Source organism: Pseudomonas sp. FG43 (assembly GCF_057809175.1).
In genome coordinates, this window is record NZ_JBMDJL010000023.1 from 67,611 (window position 1) to 88,351 (window position 20,741).

At 60.1% G+C, this 20,741-nt stretch carries 18 protein-coding genes; 14 read left to right on the forward strand and 4 right to left on the reverse strand.

Features of this window, described 5'->3' with window-relative positions:
- Positions 1-4: 4 nt before the first annotated feature.
- The 6 genes from kdpF to ACODS3_RS22730 all read left to right on the forward strand — a co-directional run bounded on the left by kdpF (position 5) and on the right by ACODS3_RS22730 (position 7,981).
- A complete protein-coding gene (gene kdpF, locus ACODS3_RS22705) occupies positions 5-94 on the forward strand; it encodes a K(+)-transporting ATPase subunit F (protein ID WP_074569008.1) in 90 nt (29 codons plus the stop codon).
- 8 nt (positions 95-102) lie between these two features.
- Entirely contained in the window at positions 103-1,797 is a 1,695-nt protein-coding gene (gene kdpA / locus ACODS3_RS22710; RefSeq protein WP_489036373.1) for a potassium-transporting ATPase subunit KdpA, read from the forward strand.
- Positions 1,798-1,807: 10 nt separating this feature from the next.
- Positions 1,808-3,874 carry a potassium-transporting ATPase subunit KdpB gene (kdpB, locus tag ACODS3_RS22715; RefSeq protein ID WP_201002493.1) on the forward strand — a complete coding sequence of 689 codons (2,067 nt, stop codon included), beginning with the start codon at positions 1,808-1,810 and terminating at the stop codon, positions 3,872-3,874.
- A 118-nt stretch (positions 3,875-3,992) separates the two neighbouring features.
- Entirely contained in the window at positions 3,993-4,565 is a 573-nt protein-coding gene (kdpC, locus tag ACODS3_RS22720; protein WP_201020614.1) for a potassium-transporting ATPase subunit KdpC, read from the forward strand.
- A 16-nt stretch (positions 4,566-4,581) separates the two neighbouring features.
- Complete coding sequence (locus tag ACODS3_RS22725) at positions 4,582-7,236, forward strand: sensor histidine kinase (RefSeq protein WP_201020613.1); 2,655 nt, start codon at positions 4,582-4,584, stop codon at positions 7,234-7,236.
- A gap of 55 nt (positions 7,237-7,291) precedes the next feature.
- Complete coding sequence (locus tag ACODS3_RS22730) at positions 7,292-7,981, forward strand: response regulator (protein ID WP_489036376.1); 690 nt, start codon at positions 7,292-7,294, stop codon at positions 7,979-7,981.
- A gap of 125 nt (positions 7,982-8,106) precedes the next feature.
- Here the strand turns inward: ACODS3_RS22730 and ACODS3_RS22735 are convergent, their stop codons facing one another.
- Positions 8,107-9,147, reverse strand: a complete 1,041-nt coding sequence (locus ACODS3_RS22735) for a patatin-like phospholipase family protein (protein WP_201020611.1) — start codon at positions 9,145-9,147, stop codon at positions 8,107-8,109.
- A gap of 139 nt (positions 9,148-9,286) precedes the next feature.
- On the opposite strand from ACODS3_RS22735, the gene ACODS3_RS22740 reads away from it, so the two are divergent.
- The 6 genes from ACODS3_RS22740 (at position 9,287) to ACODS3_RS22765 (ending at position 15,532) form a co-directional block, all read left to right on the forward strand.
- On the forward strand, positions 9,287-9,565 hold the full coding sequence (locus tag ACODS3_RS22740; RefSeq protein ID WP_025260601.1) for a hypothetical protein: 279 nt from the start codon (positions 9,287-9,289) through the stop codon (positions 9,563-9,565).
- Between the two features lie 197 nt (positions 9,566-9,762).
- Positions 9,763-10,680 (forward strand): AAA family ATPase, encoded by a 918-nt coding sequence (locus tag ACODS3_RS22745; RefSeq protein ID WP_201002484.1) that lies wholly within the window; start codon positions 9,763-9,765, stop codon positions 10,678-10,680.
- Positions 10,650-11,633, forward strand: coding sequence for a DUF58 domain-containing protein (locus ACODS3_RS22750; RefSeq protein WP_201020610.1), 984 nt, complete (start codon positions 10,650-10,652; stop codon positions 11,631-11,633). Before ACODS3_RS22745 ends, ACODS3_RS22750 begins: the two co-directional genes overlap by 31 nt.
- Complete coding sequence (locus ACODS3_RS22755) at positions 11,630-13,630, forward strand: transglutaminase TgpA family protein (protein ID WP_489036380.1); 2,001 nt, start codon at positions 11,630-11,632, stop codon at positions 13,628-13,630. The genes ACODS3_RS22750 and ACODS3_RS22755 overlap by 4 nt, the downstream gene beginning before the upstream one ends.
- A gap of 229 nt (positions 13,631-13,859) precedes the next feature.
- Positions 13,860-14,621 carry a CHAD domain-containing protein gene (locus ACODS3_RS22760; RefSeq protein ID WP_236250287.1) on the forward strand — a complete coding sequence of 254 codons (762 nt, stop codon included), beginning with the start codon at positions 13,860-13,862 and terminating at the stop codon, positions 14,619-14,621.
- Positions 14,622-14,734: 113 nt separating this feature from the next.
- The gene (locus tag ACODS3_RS22765; protein WP_201002478.1) at positions 14,735-15,532 is read left to right on the forward strand and encodes an acyl-CoA thioesterase; all 798 of its coding nucleotides are present in this window, start codon (positions 14,735-14,737) and stop codon (positions 15,530-15,532) included.
- Between the two features lie 20 nt (positions 15,533-15,552).
- On the opposite strand, the gene ACODS3_RS22770 is transcribed toward ACODS3_RS22765, so the two are convergent.
- The 3 genes from ACODS3_RS22770 to ACODS3_RS22780 form a co-directional block, all read right to left on the reverse strand.
- Positions 15,553-15,915 (reverse strand): Mpo1-like protein, encoded by a 363-nt coding sequence (locus ACODS3_RS22770; protein WP_201020608.1) that lies wholly within the window; start codon positions 15,913-15,915, stop codon positions 15,553-15,555.
- Positions 15,916-16,010: 95 nt separating this feature from the next.
- Positions 16,011-17,486: a methyl-accepting chemotaxis protein gene (locus tag ACODS3_RS22775; protein WP_201020607.1), complete on the reverse strand. Its 1,476-nt coding sequence runs from the start codon at positions 17,484-17,486 to the stop codon at positions 16,011-16,013.
- A 98-nt stretch (positions 17,487-17,584) separates the two neighbouring features.
- On the reverse strand, positions 17,585-18,409 hold the full coding sequence (locus ACODS3_RS22780) for a TatD family hydrolase (protein ID WP_489036384.1): 825 nt from the start codon (positions 18,407-18,409) through the stop codon (positions 17,585-17,587).
- A gap of 165 nt (positions 18,410-18,574) precedes the next feature.
- On the opposite strand from ACODS3_RS22780, the gene ACODS3_RS22785 reads away from it, so the two are divergent.
- Positions 18,575-20,002 (forward strand): MltF family protein, encoded by a 1,428-nt coding sequence (locus ACODS3_RS22785; protein WP_201020605.1) that lies wholly within the window; start codon positions 18,575-18,577, stop codon positions 20,000-20,002.
- A gap of 104 nt (positions 20,003-20,106) precedes the next feature.
- A complete protein-coding gene (locus ACODS3_RS22790) occupies positions 20,107-20,541 on the forward strand; it encodes a DoxX family protein (RefSeq protein ID WP_201002469.1) in 435 nt (144 codons plus the stop codon).
- Positions 20,542-20,741: the final 200 nt, after the last annotated feature.

A 20,741-nucleotide genomic window follows, 5' to 3' on the forward strand; every position in this document is an offset into this window, starting at 1 on the left:
CTTGATGAGCGTTCTGGATGGGGTGTCACTGCTGTTGGCAGTCGGGCTGTTCATTTACTTGCTGGTTGCGCTGCTGCGCGCAGGCCGGAACTAGGAGCTGCCATGCACAGTTATGACTATCTGCTGATTCTGGCTTTTCTGGTGCTGGTCGTATTGCCTGCGCCCTTGCTGGGGCGTTTCTACTATCGGGTGGTGGAAGGCGAGCGCACCTGGCTCAGCCCGCTGCTGAGGCCGGTGGAAAATATCTGTTATCGCCTGTCGGGCATCGACCCCAAGGTCGAGCAGAACTGGAAGGCCTACCTATGGGCTTTGCTGGCCTTCAACCTGGCCGGTTTCGTGCTGCTGTTCGCCATGTTGCTGGGGCAGGGCGCCTTGCCACTCAACCCGCAGCAATTGCCGGGGATGGAATGGTCGCTGGCGTTCAACACTGCAATGAGTTTCGTCACCAACACCAACTGGCAAAGCTATAGCGGCGAAGCGTCGCTCAGTTACCTGAGCCAGATGGTCGGCCTGACCGTGCAGAACTTTGTCAGCGCCGCCACGGGGATTGCCGTGTTGCTGGCGTTCTGTCGCGGCATCAGCCGTCGCTCCACAGAAAACCTCGGCAACTTCTGGACCGACATGACCCGCGTCACTCTGTACGGCCTGTTGCCGCTGTGTATCGTGCTGGCCCTGTTGCTGGTCTGGCAGGGCGTACCGCAAAGCTTTGCCCACTATATCGATGCCGTCACCTTGCAGGGCGCCGATCAAAGCCTGCCCATGGGGCCTGCTGCAAGCCAGATCGCGATCAAGCAACTGGGCACCAACGGTGGCGGCTTCTTTGGCGTGAACTCGGCGCACCCGTTCGAGAACCCGACCGCCTTGAGCAACCTGCTGCAACTGGTGTCGATCCTGCTGATTCCGGCTGCGCTGGTGTTCACTTTCGGGCATTACGTCAAGGACATGCGCCAGAGCCGCGCCATCATGGCCTGCATGCTGATCATGCTGCTGATCGGCGGCGCTGTTTCGCTGTGGGCCGAGTATCAGCCCAACCCGGCGCTGAACATTGCCGGTGTCGAGCAGACCGCGCCGCTCGAAGGCAAGGAAAGCCGTTTCGGCACCACTGCTACTGTGCTCTGGGCGACGGCGACCACTGCCGCGTCGAACGGCTCGGTCAATGCCATGCATGACAGCCTCAACCCGCTGACCGGCATGGTCGCGCTGGTCAACATGATGGTCGGTGAGGTGATCTTCGGCGGCGTCGGTGTCGGCCTCAACGGCATGCTGCTTAACGTGCTGATCGCCGTCTTCCTGGCCGGCCTGATGATTGGCCGCACCCCGGAATACCTGGGCAAGAAGCTGCAAGCGACAGAAATCCGCCTGCTGGTCGCGACCCTGTTGGTCATGCCTGTCGGCGTGCTGGTGCTCGGTGCCGTGGCTGCCAGCCTGCCAGGGCCGCTGGCTTCAGTGAGCAACCCTGGCCCGCATGGTTTCAGCCAGTTGCTGTATGCCTACACCTCGGCCACGGCCAACAACGGCTCGGCGTTCGGCGGTTTCAGTGCCAATACCGTGTTCCACAACCTGATGCTCAGCGTGGCGATGTTCCTGGGACGTTTCGGTTACATCGTGCCGGTCCTGGCACTGGCGGGCAGCCTCGCGATGAAAAAGGCCGCGCCACAGGGCCTGAACAGCTTCCCGACCCACGGCCCGCTTTTCGTGACCTTGCTGACAGTGACCATTGTGCTGGTCGGTGGCCTGACCTTCCTGCCAACCCTGGCACTTGGGCCGATTGCCGAACATTTGAGCCTGGGCTTCTGAGGAGCCGATGATGAATATGCAGATTCCAGTGACAAAGCCGTCTGAAGCGCCAGCAGTGGCCGAGTCGGCAAAAACCAGCTTCTCGTCGTTGTGGCGCGGTGCGCTGGTGCAAGCCTTCGTCAAGCTCGATCCCCGCCAACTGGCTCGTTCGCCGGTGATGCTGGTAGTGGAGCTGACCGCAATCCTGACAACCATCCTGTGCCTGATTCCCGACCCGGCCGTACCGACCGGCGTTGCGGTGCAGATAGCCTTGTGGCTGTGGTTCACCGTGCTGTTCGCCAACTTTGCCGAAGCCTTGGCCGAAGGGCGTGGCAAGGCGCGGGCCGACAGCCTAAAGGCGGGCAGCGAAGGGCTCAAGGCGCGGCGTCGCGATGAGTCCGGCGCGTTCAGCATGGTCAATGCCAGCGCCTTGCGTAAAGGCGATGTGGTGCGCGTCGAGGCCGGGGAAATGATTCCCGGCGACGGTGAAGTCATCGAAGGGATTGCAGCGGTCAACGAAGCGGCGATTACCGGTGAATCGGCTCCGGTCATCCGTGAGTCCGGCGGCGACCGTTCGGCCGTGACCGGCAATACCCGGCTGGTGTCCGACTGGCTGCTGATAAAGATCAGCACCAACCCCGGCGAATCGACCCTGGACCGCATGATTGCCTTGGTCGAAGGTGCCAAACGCCAGAAGACGCCCAATGAAGTGGCGCTGGATATCCTGCTGATCGGCCTGACCTTGATCTTCCTGCTGGTGGTCGTGACCTTGCAGCCGTTCGCCCACTTTGCCGGTGGCAGCCTGCCGCTGGTGTTTCTGGTGGCACTGCTGGTGACATTGATCCCGACCACTATCGGCGGCCTGCTGTCGGCCATCGGTATCGCCGGCATGGACCGGCTGGTACGCCTCAATGTCATCGCAAAGTCCGGGCGTGCAGTGGAAGCGGCCGGTGATGTGCATGTGCTGTTGCTGGACAAGACCGGCACCATCACTTTCGGCAACCGTCGTTGCAGTGCGCTGTACGCCGCCACAGGCGTGACGGCCAGGGAAATGAGCGACGGCACCTTGCTGGCGTCGCTGGCCGATGACACTGCCGAAGGCAAGTCCATCGTCGAATACTTGCGTAACCTGCATCCGATTACCGAGCCAAAACCTTCGGAACTGACGGCTGTGCCTTTCAGCGCCGAAACCCGTTTGTCCGGCGTGGATTATCAGGGCCACCAGTACCGCAAGGGTGCCGTGGATTCACTGCTGGCCTTCGTGGACTTGCAACGTCGCGACCTGCCTGCGGCTCTGGCCCGGGAAATCGACAAGATCGCCAAGACCGGTGGTACGCCATTGCTGGTGTGTGTCGACAAGAAACTGCTGGGCGCCATTCACCTCAAGGATGTGGTCAAGCCGGGCATTCGTGAGCGCTTCGCCGAACTGCGCAAGCTGGGGATTCGCACCGTGATGGTCACGGGTGACAACCCGCTGACCGCTGCGGCGATTGCCGCCGAAGCCGGTGTGGACGATGTGTTGGCCGAAGCGACGCCGGAGAAGAAGCTGGAGCGTATTCGCGCCGAGCAGAACGAAGGGCGTCTGGTAGCGATGTGCGGGGACGGCGCCAACGATGCACCGGCACTGGCTCAGGCGGACGTCGGCATGGCGATGAACGATGGCACCCAGGCGGCACGGGAAGCAGCGAACATGGTCGATCTGGACAGCGATCCGACCAAGTTGCTGGATGTGGTGCAGATCGGCAAGGAACTGCTGGTGACGCGCGGTGCGCTGACGACCTTTTCCATCGCCAACGACATCGCCAAATACTTCGCGATCCTGCCGGCCCTGTTCGCTGCGATCTATCCGCAACTGGGCGTGCTGAACATCATGCAACTGGCCAGCCCGCAAAGCGCGATTGTTTCGGCCATCGTCTTCAACGCCTTGATCATCGTGTTGCTGATCCCGCTGGCCCTGCGCGGCGTTCGGGTCCAGGCCGCCAGCGCGGCTCATCTGCTGCGCCGCAATCTGCTGATCTATGGCGTGGGCGGGATCATCGTGCCATTCGTGGGCATCAAGTTGATCGACATGCTGCTGGTTGGATTGGGGCTGGTGTAACTGACCCAGTCCGTAGGAGCGAATTCATTCGCGAAAGACCGATGCTGTATGGAATACCGCTTTCGCGAACAAGTTCGCTCCTACAAAAAGCGTTGCAACTCACTATGAGGAACTGATGATGTCCACTGTATTACGCCCGGCCTTGAGCCTGATTGTATTGATGACTGTGCTGACCGGTGTGGCTTATCCATTGGCGGTGACAGGTGTTGCTCAGGTGGCCTTCCCCGAGCAGGCCAATGGCAGCCTGGTGTACGACGCCAGCGGCAAGGTGCAGGGTTCGCAACTGATTGCCCAGGCCTTCAGCGGTGATGAATGGTTCCAGCCGCGTCCTTCGGCCGGTGCCTTCGCCACGGTTTCCAGCAGCGCGAGCAATCTGTCACCGAGCAATCCGGCTCTGGTGACCCGTGTCTCTGACGATGCCGCGAAACTGGCGGTCGCGGGGCAGGGCGCGGTGCCTCTGGCTTTGCTGACCACTTCCGGCAGCGGTCTTGATCCGCATCTGCCGCCGTCTGCCGTGGCCTATCAGGCCGCACGAGTCGCGGCGGCGCGCAAACTGCCGTTGGCGCAGGTAGAGGCCCTGATCGAGGCCAATACCGAGCGTTCCCTGATTGGCCCTCCGGTGGTCAATGTGCTGAACTTGAATCGTGGCCTGAATCAGTTAACGTCTGCACAACATCAGGCACAACTTTGAGTGAGTAGTAACAACCATGAGTGATTCCGGCCGTGCCGATGCCTTGTTAGCCGATATGCCCAGAGCCGGGCGTGGGCGTTTGAAAGTGTTTCTGGGCGCTGCGCCCGGCGTCGGCAAGACCTACGCCATGCTGCAGGCCGCCCATGGCCAGTTGCGTCAGGGCGTGAGGGTGCTTGCCGGTGTGGTCGAAACCCATGGTCGCGCAGAAACCGAAGCGTTACTGGGCGGTTTGCCGCAACAGCCTTTGCTGCGCTCGCAATATCGGGGCGTGACACTGGAGGAAATGGATCTCGACGGCCTGCTCAAACAGCGCCCGGAACTGGCGCTGGTGGACGAGCTGGCCCACAGCAACGCGCCGGGCAGTCGCCACGCCAAACGCTGGCAGGACATTCAGGAACTGCTGGCGGCGGGTATCAATGTCTACACCACCGTCAATGTCCAGCATCTGGAAAGCCTCAACGATCAGGTGCGCGGCATTACCGGTGTGCAGGTGCGCGAAACCCTGCCCGACTGGGTGTTGCAGGAGGCCTATGAGCTGGTGCTGATCGACCTGCCGCCCCGTGAACTGCTGGAGCGCCTGCGCGACGGCAAGGTCTATGTGCCGGAACAGGCGCGGGCGGCCATCGATGCATTCTTTACCCAGACCAACCTTACGGCCTTGCGCGAACTGGCGATGCAGACGGCTGCGGCACAGGTCGATAACGACCTCGCCCAAGGCTACCGCCAGTTGGGGCAGGACGCGCCAGCCGTGCGCGGTCGGTTGCTGGTCTGTGTGGATGGCGACATCCATGCCGAGCGTCTGGTCCGCCATGCCAGCCGCGTTGCACAGCGTCGGCATCTGCCCTGGACGCTGGTGCATGTCGATAATGGCCGGCCTTTTGACGAACAGTCCCGCGCCCGTTTGCAGCGAGCCCAGCAACTGGCCGAGCGGCTTGGGGGTGAAGTGGTGCAATTGCGCGCCGGCGAGGTGGCCAGAACCCTGATTCAGCATGCGGCCGAGCGCCGGGCCAGCGTGGTTCTGGTCGGTCAGTCGCAACCGCGCTTGCGTCGTCGGTTGTTCGGCGGTGGCGTTGCCGAGCGTCTGTTACGCGAAGCCCATGGCCTTGAAATCAGTGTGCTGGACAGCGAGCCGCTGCCGGATCAGCCACGGGTTCGCTCGTCCCGCTCTGCGCCGTGGTTCGACTACTTCCTGGCCCTGATGGCGACATTATTGGCCAGTGCCCTGGCCTGGGCGGTGTCGAACGTACTGGATTTGCCGAATATCTCGCTGGTGTTTCTGGCCGCCGTCCTGCTGGTAGCGATCCGTACCAGTGTGGGGCCGTCATTGGCCTGCTCGGTGTTGTCGTTCCTGGCCTATGACTTTCTGTTCATGCCGCCAAGTTTTTCCCTGACCATCCAGCGCGAAGAGGACGTGCTGACCTTGCTGTTCTTCCTGCTGATGTCTGCCCTGACCGGCAACCTGGCTGCTCGTCAGCGCCGGCAACTGGAAGCCCTGCGCGACACTCAGGAGCAGACCAGCGAGTTGCTGGATCTGTCCCGCAAGATGACCGCCGCGACGGATCGGCAAGCTGTGCTCAGTGCCGCCGAGCATCATTTGAATGGCTGGCAAGAACTGCAAGTCTGCCTGCTGGATCGTGACGGGCAGGGCGGCTGGAAACTCAGCGACGATATTGCTCCGTTGTCCGAACCGGAGCGTGCAGCGGCAGACTGGGCCTGGCAGCATGATCAGGCGGCGGGCTATGGCACCGGCACCTTGCCGTCCGGTCGCTGGTGGTGGTGGCCATTGTCCGGTGAAAACGGGCCGCTGGCCTTGCTGGGCGTGTGCCCTCGCGACGGCCAGGAATTCACCGCCCAGCGTCGCCGTCTGTTGATCGCTCTCAGCCAGCCGCTGGCTCAGGCGCTGGCCCGTGCGCGACTGGCCGAGGATCTGGAAGCGGCGCGTCTGCATGGTGAAACTGAACAACTGCGCAGCGCCTTGCTGGCTTCGGTGTCCCATGACTTGCGCACGCCCCTGACCTCAATGCGCGGCAGTATCGACAGCCTGCTGGCGCTGGGCGAAGCCATTTCCCTGGAGGATCGCCGCGAGTTGCTGGAAGGCACGCGGGACGAGGCCGAGCGTCTGGATCGCTATATTCAGAACCTGCTGGACATGACCCGGCTGGGACACGGCGCATTGAAGCTGGCGCGTGACTGGGTTTCGCCCGGCGATATCGTCGGCAGTGCCCTCAGTCGCTTGCGCGCGGTCATGGCGCCTTTGCAGGTCGAAGCGCAGGTGTCTGCCGAACTGCCGCTGCTGTATGTGCATGCCGCGCTGATCGAGCAGGCGCTGGTCAATGTGCTGGAGAACGCAGCGCGGTTTTCGCCACTCAATGGCCGCTTGCAGGTCACGGTCACGGTGGAGAGCGACGAATTGGTATTTGCGGTCAGCGATGAGGGGCCGGGGATTCCCGAGAGCGAGCGGGCGAAGATTTTCGACATGTTCTACACCGCTGCCCGTGGTGATCGTGGCGGGCAGGGCACGGGACTGGGGCTGGCGATCTGTCAGGGCATGGTCGGTGCCCATGGCGGACGTGTCAGCGTCGGCGCGGGCATTGACGGGCAGGGCACCAGCATCACCTTGCACCTGCCACTGCAAGCCCAGCCTGAAGCAGAAACGGAGTCGTTGTCTTGAGGACGCTTTACGTTAGGCTTATGGCCCACTCGGCCATTGCACACCCAGGGACATCATGAGTCAGACCGCGACCATTCTGGTGATCGACGACGAGCCGCAGATCCGCAAGTTCCTGCGCATCAGCCTCGTGTCGCAGGGGTACAAAGTACTTGAAGCGGCAACCGGCACCGACGGCCTGAGCCAGGCTGCGCTGAGCAAGCCTGACTTGCTGGTGCTCGACCTCGGTTTGCCGGATATGGACGGTCAACAGGTGCTGAGCGAGTTTCGCGAGTGGTCGAGTGTGCCGGTGCTGGTGCTTTCCGTACGTGCCAGCGAAGTGCAGAAGGTCCAGGCGCTGGATGCCGGGGCCAACGATTATGTGACCAAACCGTTTGGTATCCAGGAGTTTTTGGCCAGGGTTCGTGCTTTACTGCGTCAGGTGCCGGTGGGCGACAAGCCTGAAGCGGCAATCATTGTCGGCCCGTTGACCGTGGACCTGGCCTATCGGCGTGTGCTGCTTGAGGGCGTCGAGGTATCGCTGACCCGTAAGGAGTACGCGGTGCTGGCGCAACTGGCGCGCTATCCGGGACGGGTCATCACCCAGCAGCAATTGCTCAAGGATATCTGGGGGCCGACCCATACCGAGGACAGCCACTATTTACGGATCGTGGTAGGGCACCTGCGCCAGAAACTGGCCGATGACCCTACCGCCCCGCGCTTTATCGTGACCGAAGCGGGTGTCGGATATCGCCTGATGGGCACCTGACCCAGTAGGAGCGAATTCATTCGCGAGAGGCCGATACATCCAAAGAAAATGGTTCGCCTGAAATGCCGTCTCGCGAATAAATTCGCTCCTACATCATCCGCAAACACATGGCGGCGGGTGATCTTTCACCCGTGCTCGTTTTCATATCGATCCAGCGTATCCCTGGCAATCTCACGGCCTAGCGCGATCAGCTCCGGTGCCTTGTAAAACTCGAAGAACCGGCAGACCCGTTTTGGAACGTTGATCAGAATATCCGGCGGATAACCGGCGATCTTGTATTGCGCCAGGGACGTCTGCATCACCTCGAAACTCTGGTTGATCAGGTCCAGCAGTGAGGCCGGCCCCACATTGTCGATGATGACCGAGCCGCTGGCGGATTTCGGGGCACCCGATGCCTGGGGCGCGGCTGCCGGTTGTTGACTCAGCGGGTCGGCGGACTCCTCGCCCAGCCAGGGGTTGCCGATAAGTGCCGATGCAGGCTTCAGGCTGTTCGACTCGCCATCGGCCGTCTCGATCTTGCGACGAAACGGCAGGCGTGAGCCCAGTGAGCTGATCAGTGAGTCAAAACGCTTTTTCACGGCTGGTGGACGTTCAATCGTGGGTAGCTGATATTGCTGCTGGTTGGTTGCATTGAGGTTGATTGCCACGATCAGGTCGCAGTGGCTGGACACCACGGGCACGATGGGCAAAGGATTGAGCAGACCGCCATCCACCAGCATCCGGCCACCCTGCATGACCGGGGTGAACAGGCTCGGGATTGCCGCCGAAGCCCGCATGGCCTGATGCAGGCAGCCTTCCTGAAACCATATTTCCTGCTGATTGGTCAGGTCGGTCGCCACCGCCGTGTAGGGAATACGCAGGTCCTCGATATTGATTTCTCCGACGATGTCGCGGATCTGACCGAAAACCTTCTCGCCGCGAATCGCCCCCAGCCGGAAGCTCACGTCCACCAGACGCAGCACATCAAGGTAATCCAGGCTCTCGATCCATTGACGATACTGCTCCAGCTTGCCAGCGGCATAGATACCTCCCACCACGGCCCCCATCGAGCAGCCTGCAATGCAGGCAATTTCATAGTCGCGCCGTTCCAGCTCTTCGATCACGCCAATATGGGCATAACCACGAGCGCCACCGGAGCCCAGCACCAGTGCTATTCGTTTTTTCATCAGATCGCTCCTGATTTGTATCGATCCACGACCGGGTAATGCAGAATGCCATGCAATGAAAACAGTTGCTTACGGCACTTTTAGTGGCAAGTATCGTCAAAGTCGCACACTCTTTTTTTACTTCTGAGGTAACACCCCCATGAAAGCCTGGATCTGTTTGCCATTGTTCATCGTGGTCCTTGCAGGTTGCGCCGGCAAGACCGGGTATCGGGATAGCTGCGCCAGTCAGCTCGACAGTGCCTGGCAGGAGCTGGATCTGGCCAAGGCCGAGGGTTTTGCCGGGACGGTCAGTTACTCCAAGGCTTTGTCGCTATTGACCGGTGCCAAGACCCAGCAACAATTCGAGGCGTTTGAAGGTTGTACCCAAAAGGCCGAGAAAGCACGTTTCTATATTCGTGAGTCCCGAGCCGGTCGCTGACTCTGCTTTAGCGAATGAATCCGCTCCGGCGCCGTCGGCAGGAGCGAATTCATTCGCGAACAACCATCTCACATCTCCCGCAGCAATTCTCCTCTCTCCTCTGGCGAAAAGGCCTACGCTAACCGTAAAGTGTTTGTGCGTATGGCATCGTTTGCAGTCCCAATGGCTTGTAAGCAGTCGCCTGGAGAGGCTTTCAGATGGGCAGAAAACTCGATGCATGTCTCAGTGCCATAAATGAAGTGGTTCTGGGCAAGGAGGGGCAGGTACGTCTGGCAATGACGTGTCTGCTGGGTGGCGGTCATTTGCTGATCGAAGACTTGCCGGGTATGGGCAAGACCACCCTCAGTCATGCTCTGGCCCGGATACTGGGCTTGAGCTATCAGCGTATCCAGTTCACCTCGGACCTGTTGCCCGGAGATATTCTCGGCACCTCAGTGTTCGATCGCGATACCGGGCAGTTCACCTTTCATCCGGGGCCTGTCTTCGCCGAGCTGGTGCTGGCTGATGAAATCAACCGGGCAACACCCAAAAGCCAGAGCGCCTTGCTTGAAGCGATGGAGGAAGGTCAGGTTTCCATCGAGGGCGCGACGCGACTGTTGCCCGATCCATTCTTTGTGATCGCTACCCAGAACCCGTTCAGTTCGGGTGGCACCTTTGCCTTGCCCGAGTCGCAACTGGATCGTTTCCTGATGCGCATTTCCATGGGCTATCCGGCCCGCGCAGCAGAAAAAGCCCTGTTGCTGGGGCAGTCCAGGCGTGAGCTGATGCCGCGTCTGCAGCCGATACTCAACCATGCCGAACTGGGCCTGTTACAGGCCCAGGCGCGGCAGGTGAGGGTCAGCGATGCGCTGGTGGATTATGTCTTGCGTCTGGTGGACGCCACTCGCAGTCAGCCGCAGTTCGCCTACGGGCTTTCCCCGCGTGCAAGCCTGGCGATTCTGGCAGCGGCGCGGGCCTGGGCCTTGTTGCTGGGGCGAGATTATGTGATCCCCGAGGATGTGCAGGCGGTGCTGCCATCCGTGGTCGGTCATCGTCTTCGCGAGCGTAGCGACCCGACCGGTCATGGCGGCGGGGCGCTGGTGCAGTGGCTGCTGCGCGAGGTGCCGGTGCTTTGATCCAACAGCTCAAACCGCTCTGGCAGCGCTGGCTGGGGCGGCGGATTCCTCCGGCGGCGCGCATCAAACTGGATCATCGGCGCATTTTCATCCTGCCGACCCGTACCGGTGCCACTTTCGCGTTCGTGGTGTTCCTGATGCTGCTGGTTTCGATCAATTACCAGAACAGCCTGGCGTACGGCCTGACCTTTCTGCTGCTGTCGGTGGGAATACTGGCGATCCTGCATACCTATCGCAATCTTGGCGGGCTGGTGCTCAGTGCCGGTCTGGCACGTTCGGTATTTGTCGGTGAACCGGTGCAATTACGCCTGCGTCTGGAAAGCGCCGGTTATGCCCATCATGCGATTGGCCTGGGATGGGATGCGCAAGGCTTACAGCAGAGCGACGTGTCTGCCGAAGGCCTGACGGAAGTCGAGTTGACCTTGCCCGCCGAAACCCGAGGCTGGCTGCGTGCTCCTCGATTGCGCGTCGATAGCGTCTTCCCGCTGGGGATTTTCCGGGCATGGAGCTGGCTTGATCTTGAGCAGAGCGTCCTGATTTACCCTCGCCCGATACCCGGCGCAATGCCGCTGCTTCAGGGCGTGCAGCCTCATGCCCAGGACGATGGTCAGGCGACTCAGGGCGCGGGGGTTGATGATTATCAGGGGTTGCGCAGCTATCAGCCTGGAGATAACCGCCGACGCCTGCACTGGAAGGCGTATTCCCGAGGTCAGGGTCTGCTGGTCAAGGATTTCACCGACCTGAGCGGCCATGAGCTGTGTCTGGATTTCATGGCGCTGGGGGGCGACATCGAGGAGCGTCTGTCGCGCCTGTGTTACTGGGTGCTGGAGCTGTCGCAACGCCAACAGCCGTTTGCACTGCGTTTGCCGGGTTTCCTGTCGGCGGTGGACAGCAGCGACGCCCATCGCGAGGCCTGCCTGCGCGAGCTGGCGCTGTTCGGCAACCGCTCATGAACAGCATCAGCCTCGGGCAACCTGTCCCGCGTCCCGGCCTGATCTGGTTGTTACTGGCCCAGGCCCTGGTCATTCTGCCGTTCATCACTCATCTGCCGGTATCCATCATCCTGTTGTGGCTGGGGTGCATGGCATGGCGCGTCCAGGTCATGCGTATGCGAGCCCGCATGCCGGGTAACTGGGTCAAATCGGGCCTGTTGGTCGGTACGGCCGCAGGCGTGTATCTGGCGCGTGGCAGCCTGGTGGGGCTCGATGCGGGGGCGGCGCTGCTGATTGCTGCATTCGTGCTGAAGATGCTTGAAGTCCAGACCCGTCGCGATGCACTGGTCCTGATCTTTCTGGGGTTCTTTTGTGTGGTGGTGGGTTATCTGTTTGAGGACAACCTGCTTTGGGCACTGTTCAGCCTGTTGCCGATTACAGCATTGCTGGCGGCGCTGATCGGCTTGCAGCAGTCGGATCTGGCCAGCAAGCCCGTCAACAGCCTGAAGCTGAGCTTCAAGTTGATAGCCCAGGCCTTGCCTCTGATGTTGCTGCTGTTTTTGTTCTTCCCGCGTCTTGACCCGTTGTGGGCGCTGCCGCAGCCAAGCAACAAAGGGGTTACCGGCTTGTCGGACAGCATGTCGCCGGGTGATCTGACCGAGCTGAGCAAGTCGCCAGCCCTGGTGTTTCGTGCCAGTTTCAAAGGGCCGGTGCCGGCGCGCAATCAGTTGTACTGGCGCAGCCTGACCCTTGAACAGTTCGATGGCCGTCGCTGGTCGCAATCGTTGCGAGCCCAGACGATCCAGATTCCTCAGTGGCAAAAGCGCGGCGATGCGTTGACCTACAGCATCGTCATGGAGCCTAGCGGGCGTCCGTGGCTGCCAAGCCTTGATGTCGGCGAAACGAATCTGGCCGAGGTGCGCCAGATGAGCGATTTTCGTTTGCAGCGCAGACGTCCGGTCGATCAGGCCTTGATGTTCGCGGTGACCTCATGGCCACTGTCGGTTCGTGATGCGCAATTGAGCGAGAACATTCAGCGTCAGGACCTGCAACTGCCCGCCAAGGGCAATGATCAGGCCAGGCAGTGGGCCAGGGATCTGTTGCGCCGCTACCCCAAGCCCGATGCATTGGTCGAGGCCATGCAGCGGTATTTTCGCGAAGAGTCTTTTCATTATACCCTCAAGCCAACGCCTCTGGGCCTGGACAGTATCGATGATTTCCTGTTCGTCAGCAGGCGGGGGTTCTGCGGTCATTACGCTGGAGCCATGACCTTTGTGTTGCGGGCGGCGGGGATTCCGGCGCGCGTAGTGGCGGGTTATCAGGGCGGTGAATTGAACCCGGATGGACAATACCTGACCGTGCGCCAGTTCGATGCCCACGCCTGGGTCGAGTACTGGCAGCCGGATGTCGGCTGGCGCAGTGTCGACCCGACCGCTGCCGTGGCGCCCGAGCGTATCGAACAGGGACTGGAGCAGGCATTGGCCGCCGATGAAGCATTTCTGCAGGACTCGCCCATGTCGGCGTTGCGTTATCGGGACGTGGCCTGGATCAACTCATTGCGCCTGAGCTGGGACAACCTCAATTACGGCTGGCAACGCTGGGTGCTGGGTTATCAGGGACAGCAGCAATTGCAGGTGCTGGGCCGCTGGTTCTCGGGTTTTCAGGTGCCGGTTTTCGTAGGGGGTGTGCTGGGGGTTCTGGCACTGATAGCCTTGTGGCTGTTCAAACCCTGGCAACGGGAAAGCGATTCGCAGCTTCGTCTGTTCAAGGCGTTCGAGCGTTTGCTGGGGCGCCATGGGTTACACCGTCTGCCGGGCGAGGGCGCCGAGGCATTCTGTCGTCGTGCCGTGCTGTTTTTCCCTCTTCATGCCGATGCCATCGAAGCATTCGTTGCAGAGTTTCAGGCTCAGCGATATGGCGCAAGCGGGGCGTCGCTGAGCGAACTGCGTCGGTGCCTCAAGCAATTGCGCCGTCGTTTGCCATGGCGTCTGGCGCCCGTGAAGGGCAGTCATTCATAAACTGATGCCGATCAGTCAAGAGGCTGATTTCAAAAAAACGGGTGGCTGGGGTCACAATCCGTGGTAGGGGTCTTGGCCGCGACAGCCCGGTTTCAGGCGCTGAAAATGTGTTGTCTGTAAGCAGGTCGTTGCGGCCAAGGCCCCTCCCATAAAGTCTGCACAAGTCACAGGTATGCCTTGGCTGATCGGCATTAATCATTCATAAACCGTTTTTTCAGAGGGGGTAGGCATGTCGTCGATGGTGAATCATCTGATCGCCGAAGTCATTGCGCTGGACGTCAAGTTGATTGCGTGCCAGGCACGTGTGGCGGTATCCACCGACAGTGAAGCGCTGCACGACCTGCGCACCACGGTACGTCGTCTGCGCAGTGTGTTGCGTCCGTTGCGCGAGCTGTCGAGTGTCGAGCCGCTGGAGGAGGCGGCAAAGGCGGTTGGCCAGTTGACGACGCCCTTGCGCGACATGCAGGTACTGGCTGCGTTTCTTGCGAAAAAAGGCTTGAGCGAAGCGGCCAGCAAGCGCGATGAATATCTGGAAAAGGCCTGCCCGAAGGTGGCGAGGTCTGCGGAGTTGATCCGGTTGCTCACCATGCTCGATCAGTTCCCGGCCATGCTGCGCATGCAGGAGCGTCAGGGTGGTTTGGGTGACCTGCGCAAGACCATCGAGAAACGCATGGACAAGCAATGGCACAAGCTGCGCGTTGCCATGGCTGATCCGGGCCATGACCGTCACGATCTGCGTTTGCTCATCAAGCGCGTGCGTTACGCCGCCGAGGCTTATCCGCAACTCAGCCATCAGCCCAAAAAGTTGCAAGCCAGGCTCAAGGCTGCCCAGAGCGAACTGGGTAACTGGCACGATCATTTGCAGTGGCTGGCGCAGGCCGGACAAGAAGCGGATCTGGCGCCCTGCATTGCAGGTTGGCAGATCGGTATCGTACGGGCCGAGCGTAAAGCCGAAGTGGCATTGGAGCGGTTGGCCAAAGATTGTTTCTGATTCTGGGTATCTGTGTCATTCAGGCCGCAAATATGGCCGATACGGCGTATGTCAGCAGGCGACGGGGTCGTTAAGATCCTGTTCAGTCAGCTTTTTCCTACACCGGGGTGCCCATGAATTTTTCTGACCTGCTCAACGCGGTTCGCGACAACCCACAGTCTGTCACCATCCCGGCTCAATGGTCCCAGGGGCGTGCCTGTTTTGGCGGGCTGATGGCAGCCTTGCAATACGAAGCCATGAGCGCCCGCGTTCCACAGGACAGACCGGTACGTTCCCTGGCGATCACCTTTGTCGGGCCAGCCGAGCCAGAGATTCCGATCTCTTTCGAGGTGGAGATATTGCGTGAGGGCAAGGCGGTCAGCCAGGTGCTGGGGCGAGCGGTGCAGAACGGGCAGGTGATGACCCTGATGCAGGGCAGTTTTGGTGCCCCGCGTGAGTCGGTGATTGCGGTCGAGGCCGATCCGGCCCCTGAACTCAAGTCATTGGAGCATTGCCCGGCGCTGCCTTTCATCAGTGGCATGATGCCTGAGTATCTGCGCTTCATGGAGTTACGCTGGGCATTGGGTGGTTTGCCGTTCAGCAATACAAAGTCGCCAGCCATTGGCGGTTACGTACGTTTTCGCGTTGATGGCGAATCCGAGCCGCTGACGCATGCGCATATTCTGGGAATGGTCGATACCTGGCCGCCTGCTCTCTTGCCGCACTTGAGCAAACCCGCACCCGGCAGCTCATTGACCTGGACCATCGAGTTCGTCCAGCCACAACCCGCCTTGAACACACTCGACTGGTGCAGCTACCGTGCAGTGATCGAGCATGCCCGCGATGGTTATGGCCATACCGCTGCGATGCTGTGGGCACCTGATGGTGAGTTGGTGGCTATCAGCCGACAGACTGTGACGGTTTTTGGCTAAGCCCTGGAGGTGCGCAGGAATTACTTGCGATGCCTTTGCTTCCAGGCGCGCCACCATCCGCCACTCAGAACAAAGCGGGGGAAGGTCACGAACTGTTCGGTCAGCAGACGTTTTACTGCATCGTTCCTGTCGCTGAAGGGCTCGGGTGCCTGAGCTTCCAGCGAGTGGCCGTGACGCTGGAAGCCCAGTGCTGCGATCAGGCCGATGATGCCGATGGCAATCGAGGAAAAGCTCAGCGAGAAGATGCCATCGAGCAGTAACAGAACCGCGAGGATAAACAGCGGGACGGCAATCAGGTGCAGGACAAGATTGGCCGGGTGCTGATGGTTGTCGGCATAGCCACGCCACTGCCAGGTGGGGAGATTGGGGAGTCGCTTGCCCATACTGCTGTCCTCTTCAATACATATTTCAATGTGTGAAGAATAGGCTTGGCTCCGTTTGTCCGCGAGCCAAGCCTGACTATCGGTCCGATAGGCCTTTACAGCTTGAGTTGGCCGATGGCCTTGCTCAGTTCACCTGCCAGAGTGGCCAGATCGTCACTGGTGGAAGCCGAGTCCACGGTCTGGGTGACGGTGCGTTCGGTGACATCGCGAATACTGACCACTGCGCGATTCATTTCTTCGGCCACCTGGCTTTGTTGCTGGGCTGCGACGGCAATCTGGGTATTGCTTTCGCGCATCTGCGCCACGGCGCCGGCAATGGCGGCCAGCGCTTCACCGGCTTCCTGGGCTTGCTGCACGCATTCGTCGGCCTTGTAGGAACTGTCCTGCATGAAGTCCACGGCATCGCGGGTTCCGGCTTGCAGATCTGAAACCATGCTGGTGATTTCGTCGGTGGAGGTCTGCACACGCTTGGCCAGGTTGCGAACTTCGTCGGCAACCACCGCGAAACCGCGACCCATTTCCCCGGCGCGTGCAGCTTCGATGGCCGCGTTTAGTGCCAGCAGGTTGGTCTGTTCGGCAATGCTGTGGATCACGTTGACCACGCCATTGATCTTCTGGCTGTCTTCGGCCAGGCGCTGGATCATTTGAGCGGTCTGCTGCACACCGCTGGACAACCCGGCAATGGAAACCTGAACACGATCGACCACGGCCTTGCCACCACCGGCAAGATTGTCTGCGGTCTGGGACTGATCCCGTGTGGTGCTGGCGTGCTGGGCAATGTGATGGACCGTGGCGGTCATTTCATTGATCGCCGTGGCGACCTGATCGGTTTCGCTTTGCTGGCCGAGCATGCCGTGGCGCACATCCTTCATGCCGGAAGCCAGGTGAGCTGCGCCTTCATCCAGACGTGTGGCAGTCTGCGAAACGGTATTGACCACTCGCTGATAGCCCGCCTGCATGGCATTGAAGGCCTTGGCCATCTGGCCCACTTCATCGTCGCTGCCATTGGGGACGCGGGCAGACAGGTCGCCGCTTTTCTCCACATGCAGCATCACATCCTTGAGGGTGTTGAGCTGGGTGAGGATGAAGCGAATCAGCAATTGCGAAGCGCAGAGCATCGCAATCATCAGCACGAATACCGCGATGGCGTAGTTGGCAAAGCGATCCTTGAGCACCTGCACGGCAGTAGGTGCAACGGCCAGTACGGCGATGCGCTGACCGTCGGCGCGGCTGACGACCTGTGCGCCGATCACGGACTGTTCGCCTGCCTGTTTGTCCAGCGTGACCCAATCCGTTGCATTGCTCAGCTCGGGCAATGGCAGGTTTTTCAGGCTGGGTGTCTGGCCCTGCGCGTAGACCAGGGTATTGACGGAGGAGGGCAAAGGCTGCGCGGCGGGCCATGCGGCAATCAGGCGGGCCTGCGCCTGGGCTGCGTCTTTGGCGGTTTCCTGCCGAGCCTGTTGCTCCAGCTCGACGGCGTACACCACCAAGAGCAGGGTGGTGATGAAAGCGACCGCGTTAACGGCCCAGAACTTGTACTTCAGTGAGAGGTTGCTAAGCAATGAGCCCATAAGTGGTCTTCTTTTGGTTGATCGTTAGAGATGTGCAGCAAGGTGCCATCACGATGCCTTAGCCATTAAACAAACAGTTGATGCGGGTCAAGGTAACATCACATTTCTTTCACTGAAGCCTCGAAATCGGGCAAGCGAAAGAAATTACGCGCACAGGCTGTGGTATGGCTGGCGAGGTCATCCTGACTCTCGTTGCGGTGCAAAGCCACTTCCCGCAGGACTTCGGGCAGATAGGCCGGTTCGTTGCGACCGTTTTTCGGTTTGGGCCGCAGGCTGCGTGGCAGCAGGTAAGGCGCATCGCTTTCCAGCATCAGGCGACCACGAGGAATATTGTGGACCAGTGGATGCAGATGGGTGCCACGACGTTCGTCACAGATCCAGCCGGTGATGCCGATGTGCAGGTCCATATCCAGATAACTGAACAGTGCGCGTTGCTCGCCGGTAAAGCAGTGAACCACTGCCGCAGGCAGGCGATCACGGTAGTCGCGCAGGATTTCCAGCAGACGCTGGCTGGCATCCCGTTCATGCAGGAACACGGGCAGTTGCAACTGCACCGCCATGGCCAGATGAGCCTCAAGAACCTTTTCCTGCTGGGGACGAGGCGAGAAGTCCCTGTTGAAATCCAGCCCGCATTCACCGACTGCCCGCACGCGAGATTCCTTGAGCAGGGCCAGCAACTTTTGCTCGGTGTCCTGTGTCCAATCGCTCGCCGAATGGGGGTGAACCCCAGCGGTGCTGAAGAGTTGCAAGGCGCTTTCATCCAGTTCATGGCAAAGCTCCAGGGCCTGCTCGCTGCCCTCGACACTGGTGCCGGTGACGACCAGTTGCGACACGCCAGCAGCGTAGGCCCGGTCGAGGACCGCTTGTCGCTGAGAGTCGAAGCTTGCGTTGGTGAGATTGACGCCGATGTCGATGAGTTGCATGGTGCTACCTCCAGCCGAAGGCTGCCGAGGATATCAGAGCTTCGGTAATAAAAAGAAAATGCAATGCATTCAGCAGGTTAGGCCGAAAGGTTTAACGTTTTTAGTGATAGCGCTTCCTTGAACAACCCTTTTTTCTGTCTTTTCTGGCATTTCCCCGGAGAGTGAATGACCGTCCGAGCCCTGCTTTTGCCTATCGTTTGCCTCATGGCGCTGTCGCCTTTGTCAGCGGCTGCCCGTCAGGCCGGTCCGGAGGCTGCGCAGCATAAAACCCAGGTTCGGGATCTGGCGGAAATTCGCAGCAGTAAAGTGCTGCGGGTGTTGGTCAATCAAAGCCGCAACAGTTCGGGAGACGTCAAGGGGCAGGAAATCGGCATTGAATATCAACGCCTGCAAGCGTTTGAACAATACCTCAATGGTCATTCACGCAATGGCCAGAAAGTGACCTTCAAGGTCATCCCCAAAGCCAAGAATCAACTGCTTGCCGCCTTGCAGCGTGGCGAGGGTGATCTGGTCGCGCCCGGTGAACTGCTCGATACCGCCAGCGCCAAGGGTATCAATGCCGGCGAGCCGATCATCCGCGACGTGCCGCTGATTCTGGTGGGTGTCAGGGGCGGGCGCAGCTTCAAGAATGTCGATCAGCTTTCAGGGCGCACCCTGAGCCTGCCCGCTGGCAGCATGGCCGATGAAGCATTGCATCAAGTGAATCAGCAGCTGGCATTGCGCAAACTGGCGCCGGTGCGAATCGAGTGGGTCGATCCCAGTCTTGCCGTTGAAGATGTACTGGAGATGGTCCAGGCGGGTATCTATCCCCTGACACTGGTGGAGCAGCCGATTGCCGAACGCTGGGCCAGGGTCATGCCCAGGTTGCGTCTGGACCGAAACCTGACGCTGCGCACCCATGACGACATCAGTTGGTTCGTACGCCAGGACGCAGCCATGCTGCGTGCCAGCATCGATGACTTCCTCAAGACCTATAAGCCTTCCGCCAATCAGGACGTGGCCTTCGAGAAGGCCTACAAGAACATGTATCGGGTCAACAACCCGTTGGTGCGCACCAATCTTCAGCGTCTGGAAAAACTGCGGCCCATGCTGCAACGCCATGCCGACGCGCAGAATATGGACTGGCTGGACCTGGCAGCGCTGGCTTTCAAGGAATCGAAGCTGGACCCGCAGGCCAAAGGCAGTGGCGGTGCCACGGGGTTGTTGCAGATCACTCCGTCGGCGGCAAAGCGGGTCGGTGTTTCCGATATCCAGAATGCGGACAAGAACGTACAGGCCGGTGCGCGTTACATGGCGTTGATCCGCAGCAAGTATTTCGCCAGCCCCAGGGTCAATGAGCGTGAGCGCATGGCTTTTGTCCTTGCGGCCTACAACCTTGGGCCGGAGCGGGTGCAGAGCATGCGTGAAGAGGCGCGTCGTCGCGGGCTCAATCCCAATCAGTGGTTCTTCCAGACCGAGCGCATCGCCATGGAGCAGGGTGGCGCTGGTGTAGTCAGCTTCGTGAACAGCGTGAACAAGTACTACCTGGCGTTTGATCGGGAAAGGGGAGCGCTGGAGAAAGAGGGGTCTGAAAAGTACGTCATCAGAAGATAGATCGAATAATTCGATTGTTATGCAGCGTTTTTTGCGATTTTCATATTGGTTGATTTGATTATGATGGCGCCACTCCCACTTAATCAGTAACGGAACAACTCACCATGAACGCAACCATCAAATCTGTACTCTCCACTCGCGCTGGCTATGGCCTGACTGTATTGCGCATCATCGTCGGTATCATCTTCATCGCTCACGGCAGCCAGAAGCTGTTCGGTGCATTTGGTGGTTATGGCCTGGAAGGTACGGCGCAGTTCATGGCAAGCCAGGGCCTGAATCCGGGCTACCTGATGGCGCTGCTGTCGGGCAGTGTCGAGTTCTTCGGCGGTCTGGCCGTGCTCATCGGCCTGCTGGCCCGCCCGGCGGCACTGGGCCTGGCGGTATTGCTGCTGGTAGCGATTTTCTCGGTACACATCGGCAATGGCCTGTTCATGTCCAACAATGGCTATGAGTTCGCATTGGCCTTGCTCGGCGGTGCTATCGCAATCCTGATCGAAGGCGCAGGCAAACTGTCGGTGGATCGCGCTATCGCCAAGTGAAGAGCGGCATGCGCATCAAGAAGGGCTCGCCTTGTGAAAGGCGGGCCTTTCTTGCTGATGGCATTTGACAATTAGCCAGCGGCTTCTCTAGGATGCTGACCAGGCGCCGATTTAACAACTACTTGCGGGGCGCCAGGCAAGGCACAGACCTTGTCGAAATACCGCTAAAACGTTGGTTCGGTGTTGCCTCCCACCGCTGC

Excerpts from the sequence above, each read along its gene's own strand:
- kdpA (WP_489036373.1), top strand. The coding sequence starts at position 103 with ATGCACAGTTATGACTATCTGCTGATTCTGGCTTTTCTGGTGCTGGTC.
- kdpB (WP_201002493.1), top strand. The coding sequence starts at position 1,808 with ATGAATATGCAGATTCCAGTGACAAAGCCGTCTGAAGCGCCAGCAGTG.
- ACODS3_RS22725 (WP_201020613.1), top strand. The coding sequence starts at position 4,582 with ATGAGTGATTCCGGCCGTGCCGATGCCTTGTTAGCCGATATGCCCAGA.
- ACODS3_RS22760 (WP_236250287.1), top strand. The coding sequence starts at position 13,860 with ATGTCGTCGATGGTGAATCATCTGATCGCCGAAGTCATTGCGCTGGAC.
- kdpF (WP_074569008.1), top strand. The coding sequence starts at position 5 with ATGAGCGTTCTGGATGGGGTGTCACTGCTGTTGGCAGTCGGGCTGTTC.
- ACODS3_RS22790 (WP_201002469.1), top strand. The coding sequence starts at position 20,107 with ATGAACGCAACCATCAAATCTGTACTCTCCACTCGCGCTGGCTATGGC.
- ACODS3_RS22730 (WP_489036376.1), top strand. The coding sequence starts at position 7,292 with ATGAGTCAGACCGCGACCATTCTGGTGATCGACGACGAGCCGCAGATC.
- ACODS3_RS22745 (WP_201002484.1), top strand. The coding sequence starts at position 9,763 with ATGGGCAGAAAACTCGATGCATGTCTCAGTGCCATAAATGAAGTGGTT.
- ACODS3_RS22740 (WP_025260601.1), top strand. The coding sequence starts at position 9,287 with ATGAAAGCCTGGATCTGTTTGCCATTGTTCATCGTGGTCCTTGCAGGT.
- ACODS3_RS22780 (WP_489036384.1), bottom strand. The coding sequence starts at position 18,409 with ATGCAACTCATCGACATCGGCGTCAATCTCACCAACGCAAGCTTCGAC.
- ACODS3_RS22775 (WP_201020607.1), bottom strand. The coding sequence starts at position 17,486 with ATGGGCTCATTGCTTAGCAACCTCTCACTGAAGTACAAGTTCTGGGCC.
- ACODS3_RS22785 (WP_201020605.1), top strand. The coding sequence starts at position 18,575 with ATGACCGTCCGAGCCCTGCTTTTGCCTATCGTTTGCCTCATGGCGCTG.
- ACODS3_RS22765 (WP_201002478.1), top strand. The coding sequence starts at position 14,735 with ATGAATTTTTCTGACCTGCTCAACGCGGTTCGCGACAACCCACAGTCT.
- kdpC (WP_201020614.1), top strand. The coding sequence starts at position 3,993 with ATGTCCACTGTATTACGCCCGGCCTTGAGCCTGATTGTATTGATGACT.
- ACODS3_RS22770 (WP_201020608.1), bottom strand. The coding sequence starts at position 15,915 with ATGGGCAAGCGACTCCCCAATCTCCCCACCTGGCAGTGGCGTGGCTAT.
- ACODS3_RS22755 (WP_489036380.1), top strand. The coding sequence starts at position 11,630 with ATGAACAGCATCAGCCTCGGGCAACCTGTCCCGCGTCCCGGCCTGATC.
- ACODS3_RS22735 (WP_201020611.1), bottom strand. The coding sequence starts at position 9,147 with ATGAAAAAACGAATAGCACTGGTGCTGGGCTCCGGTGGCGCTCGTGGT.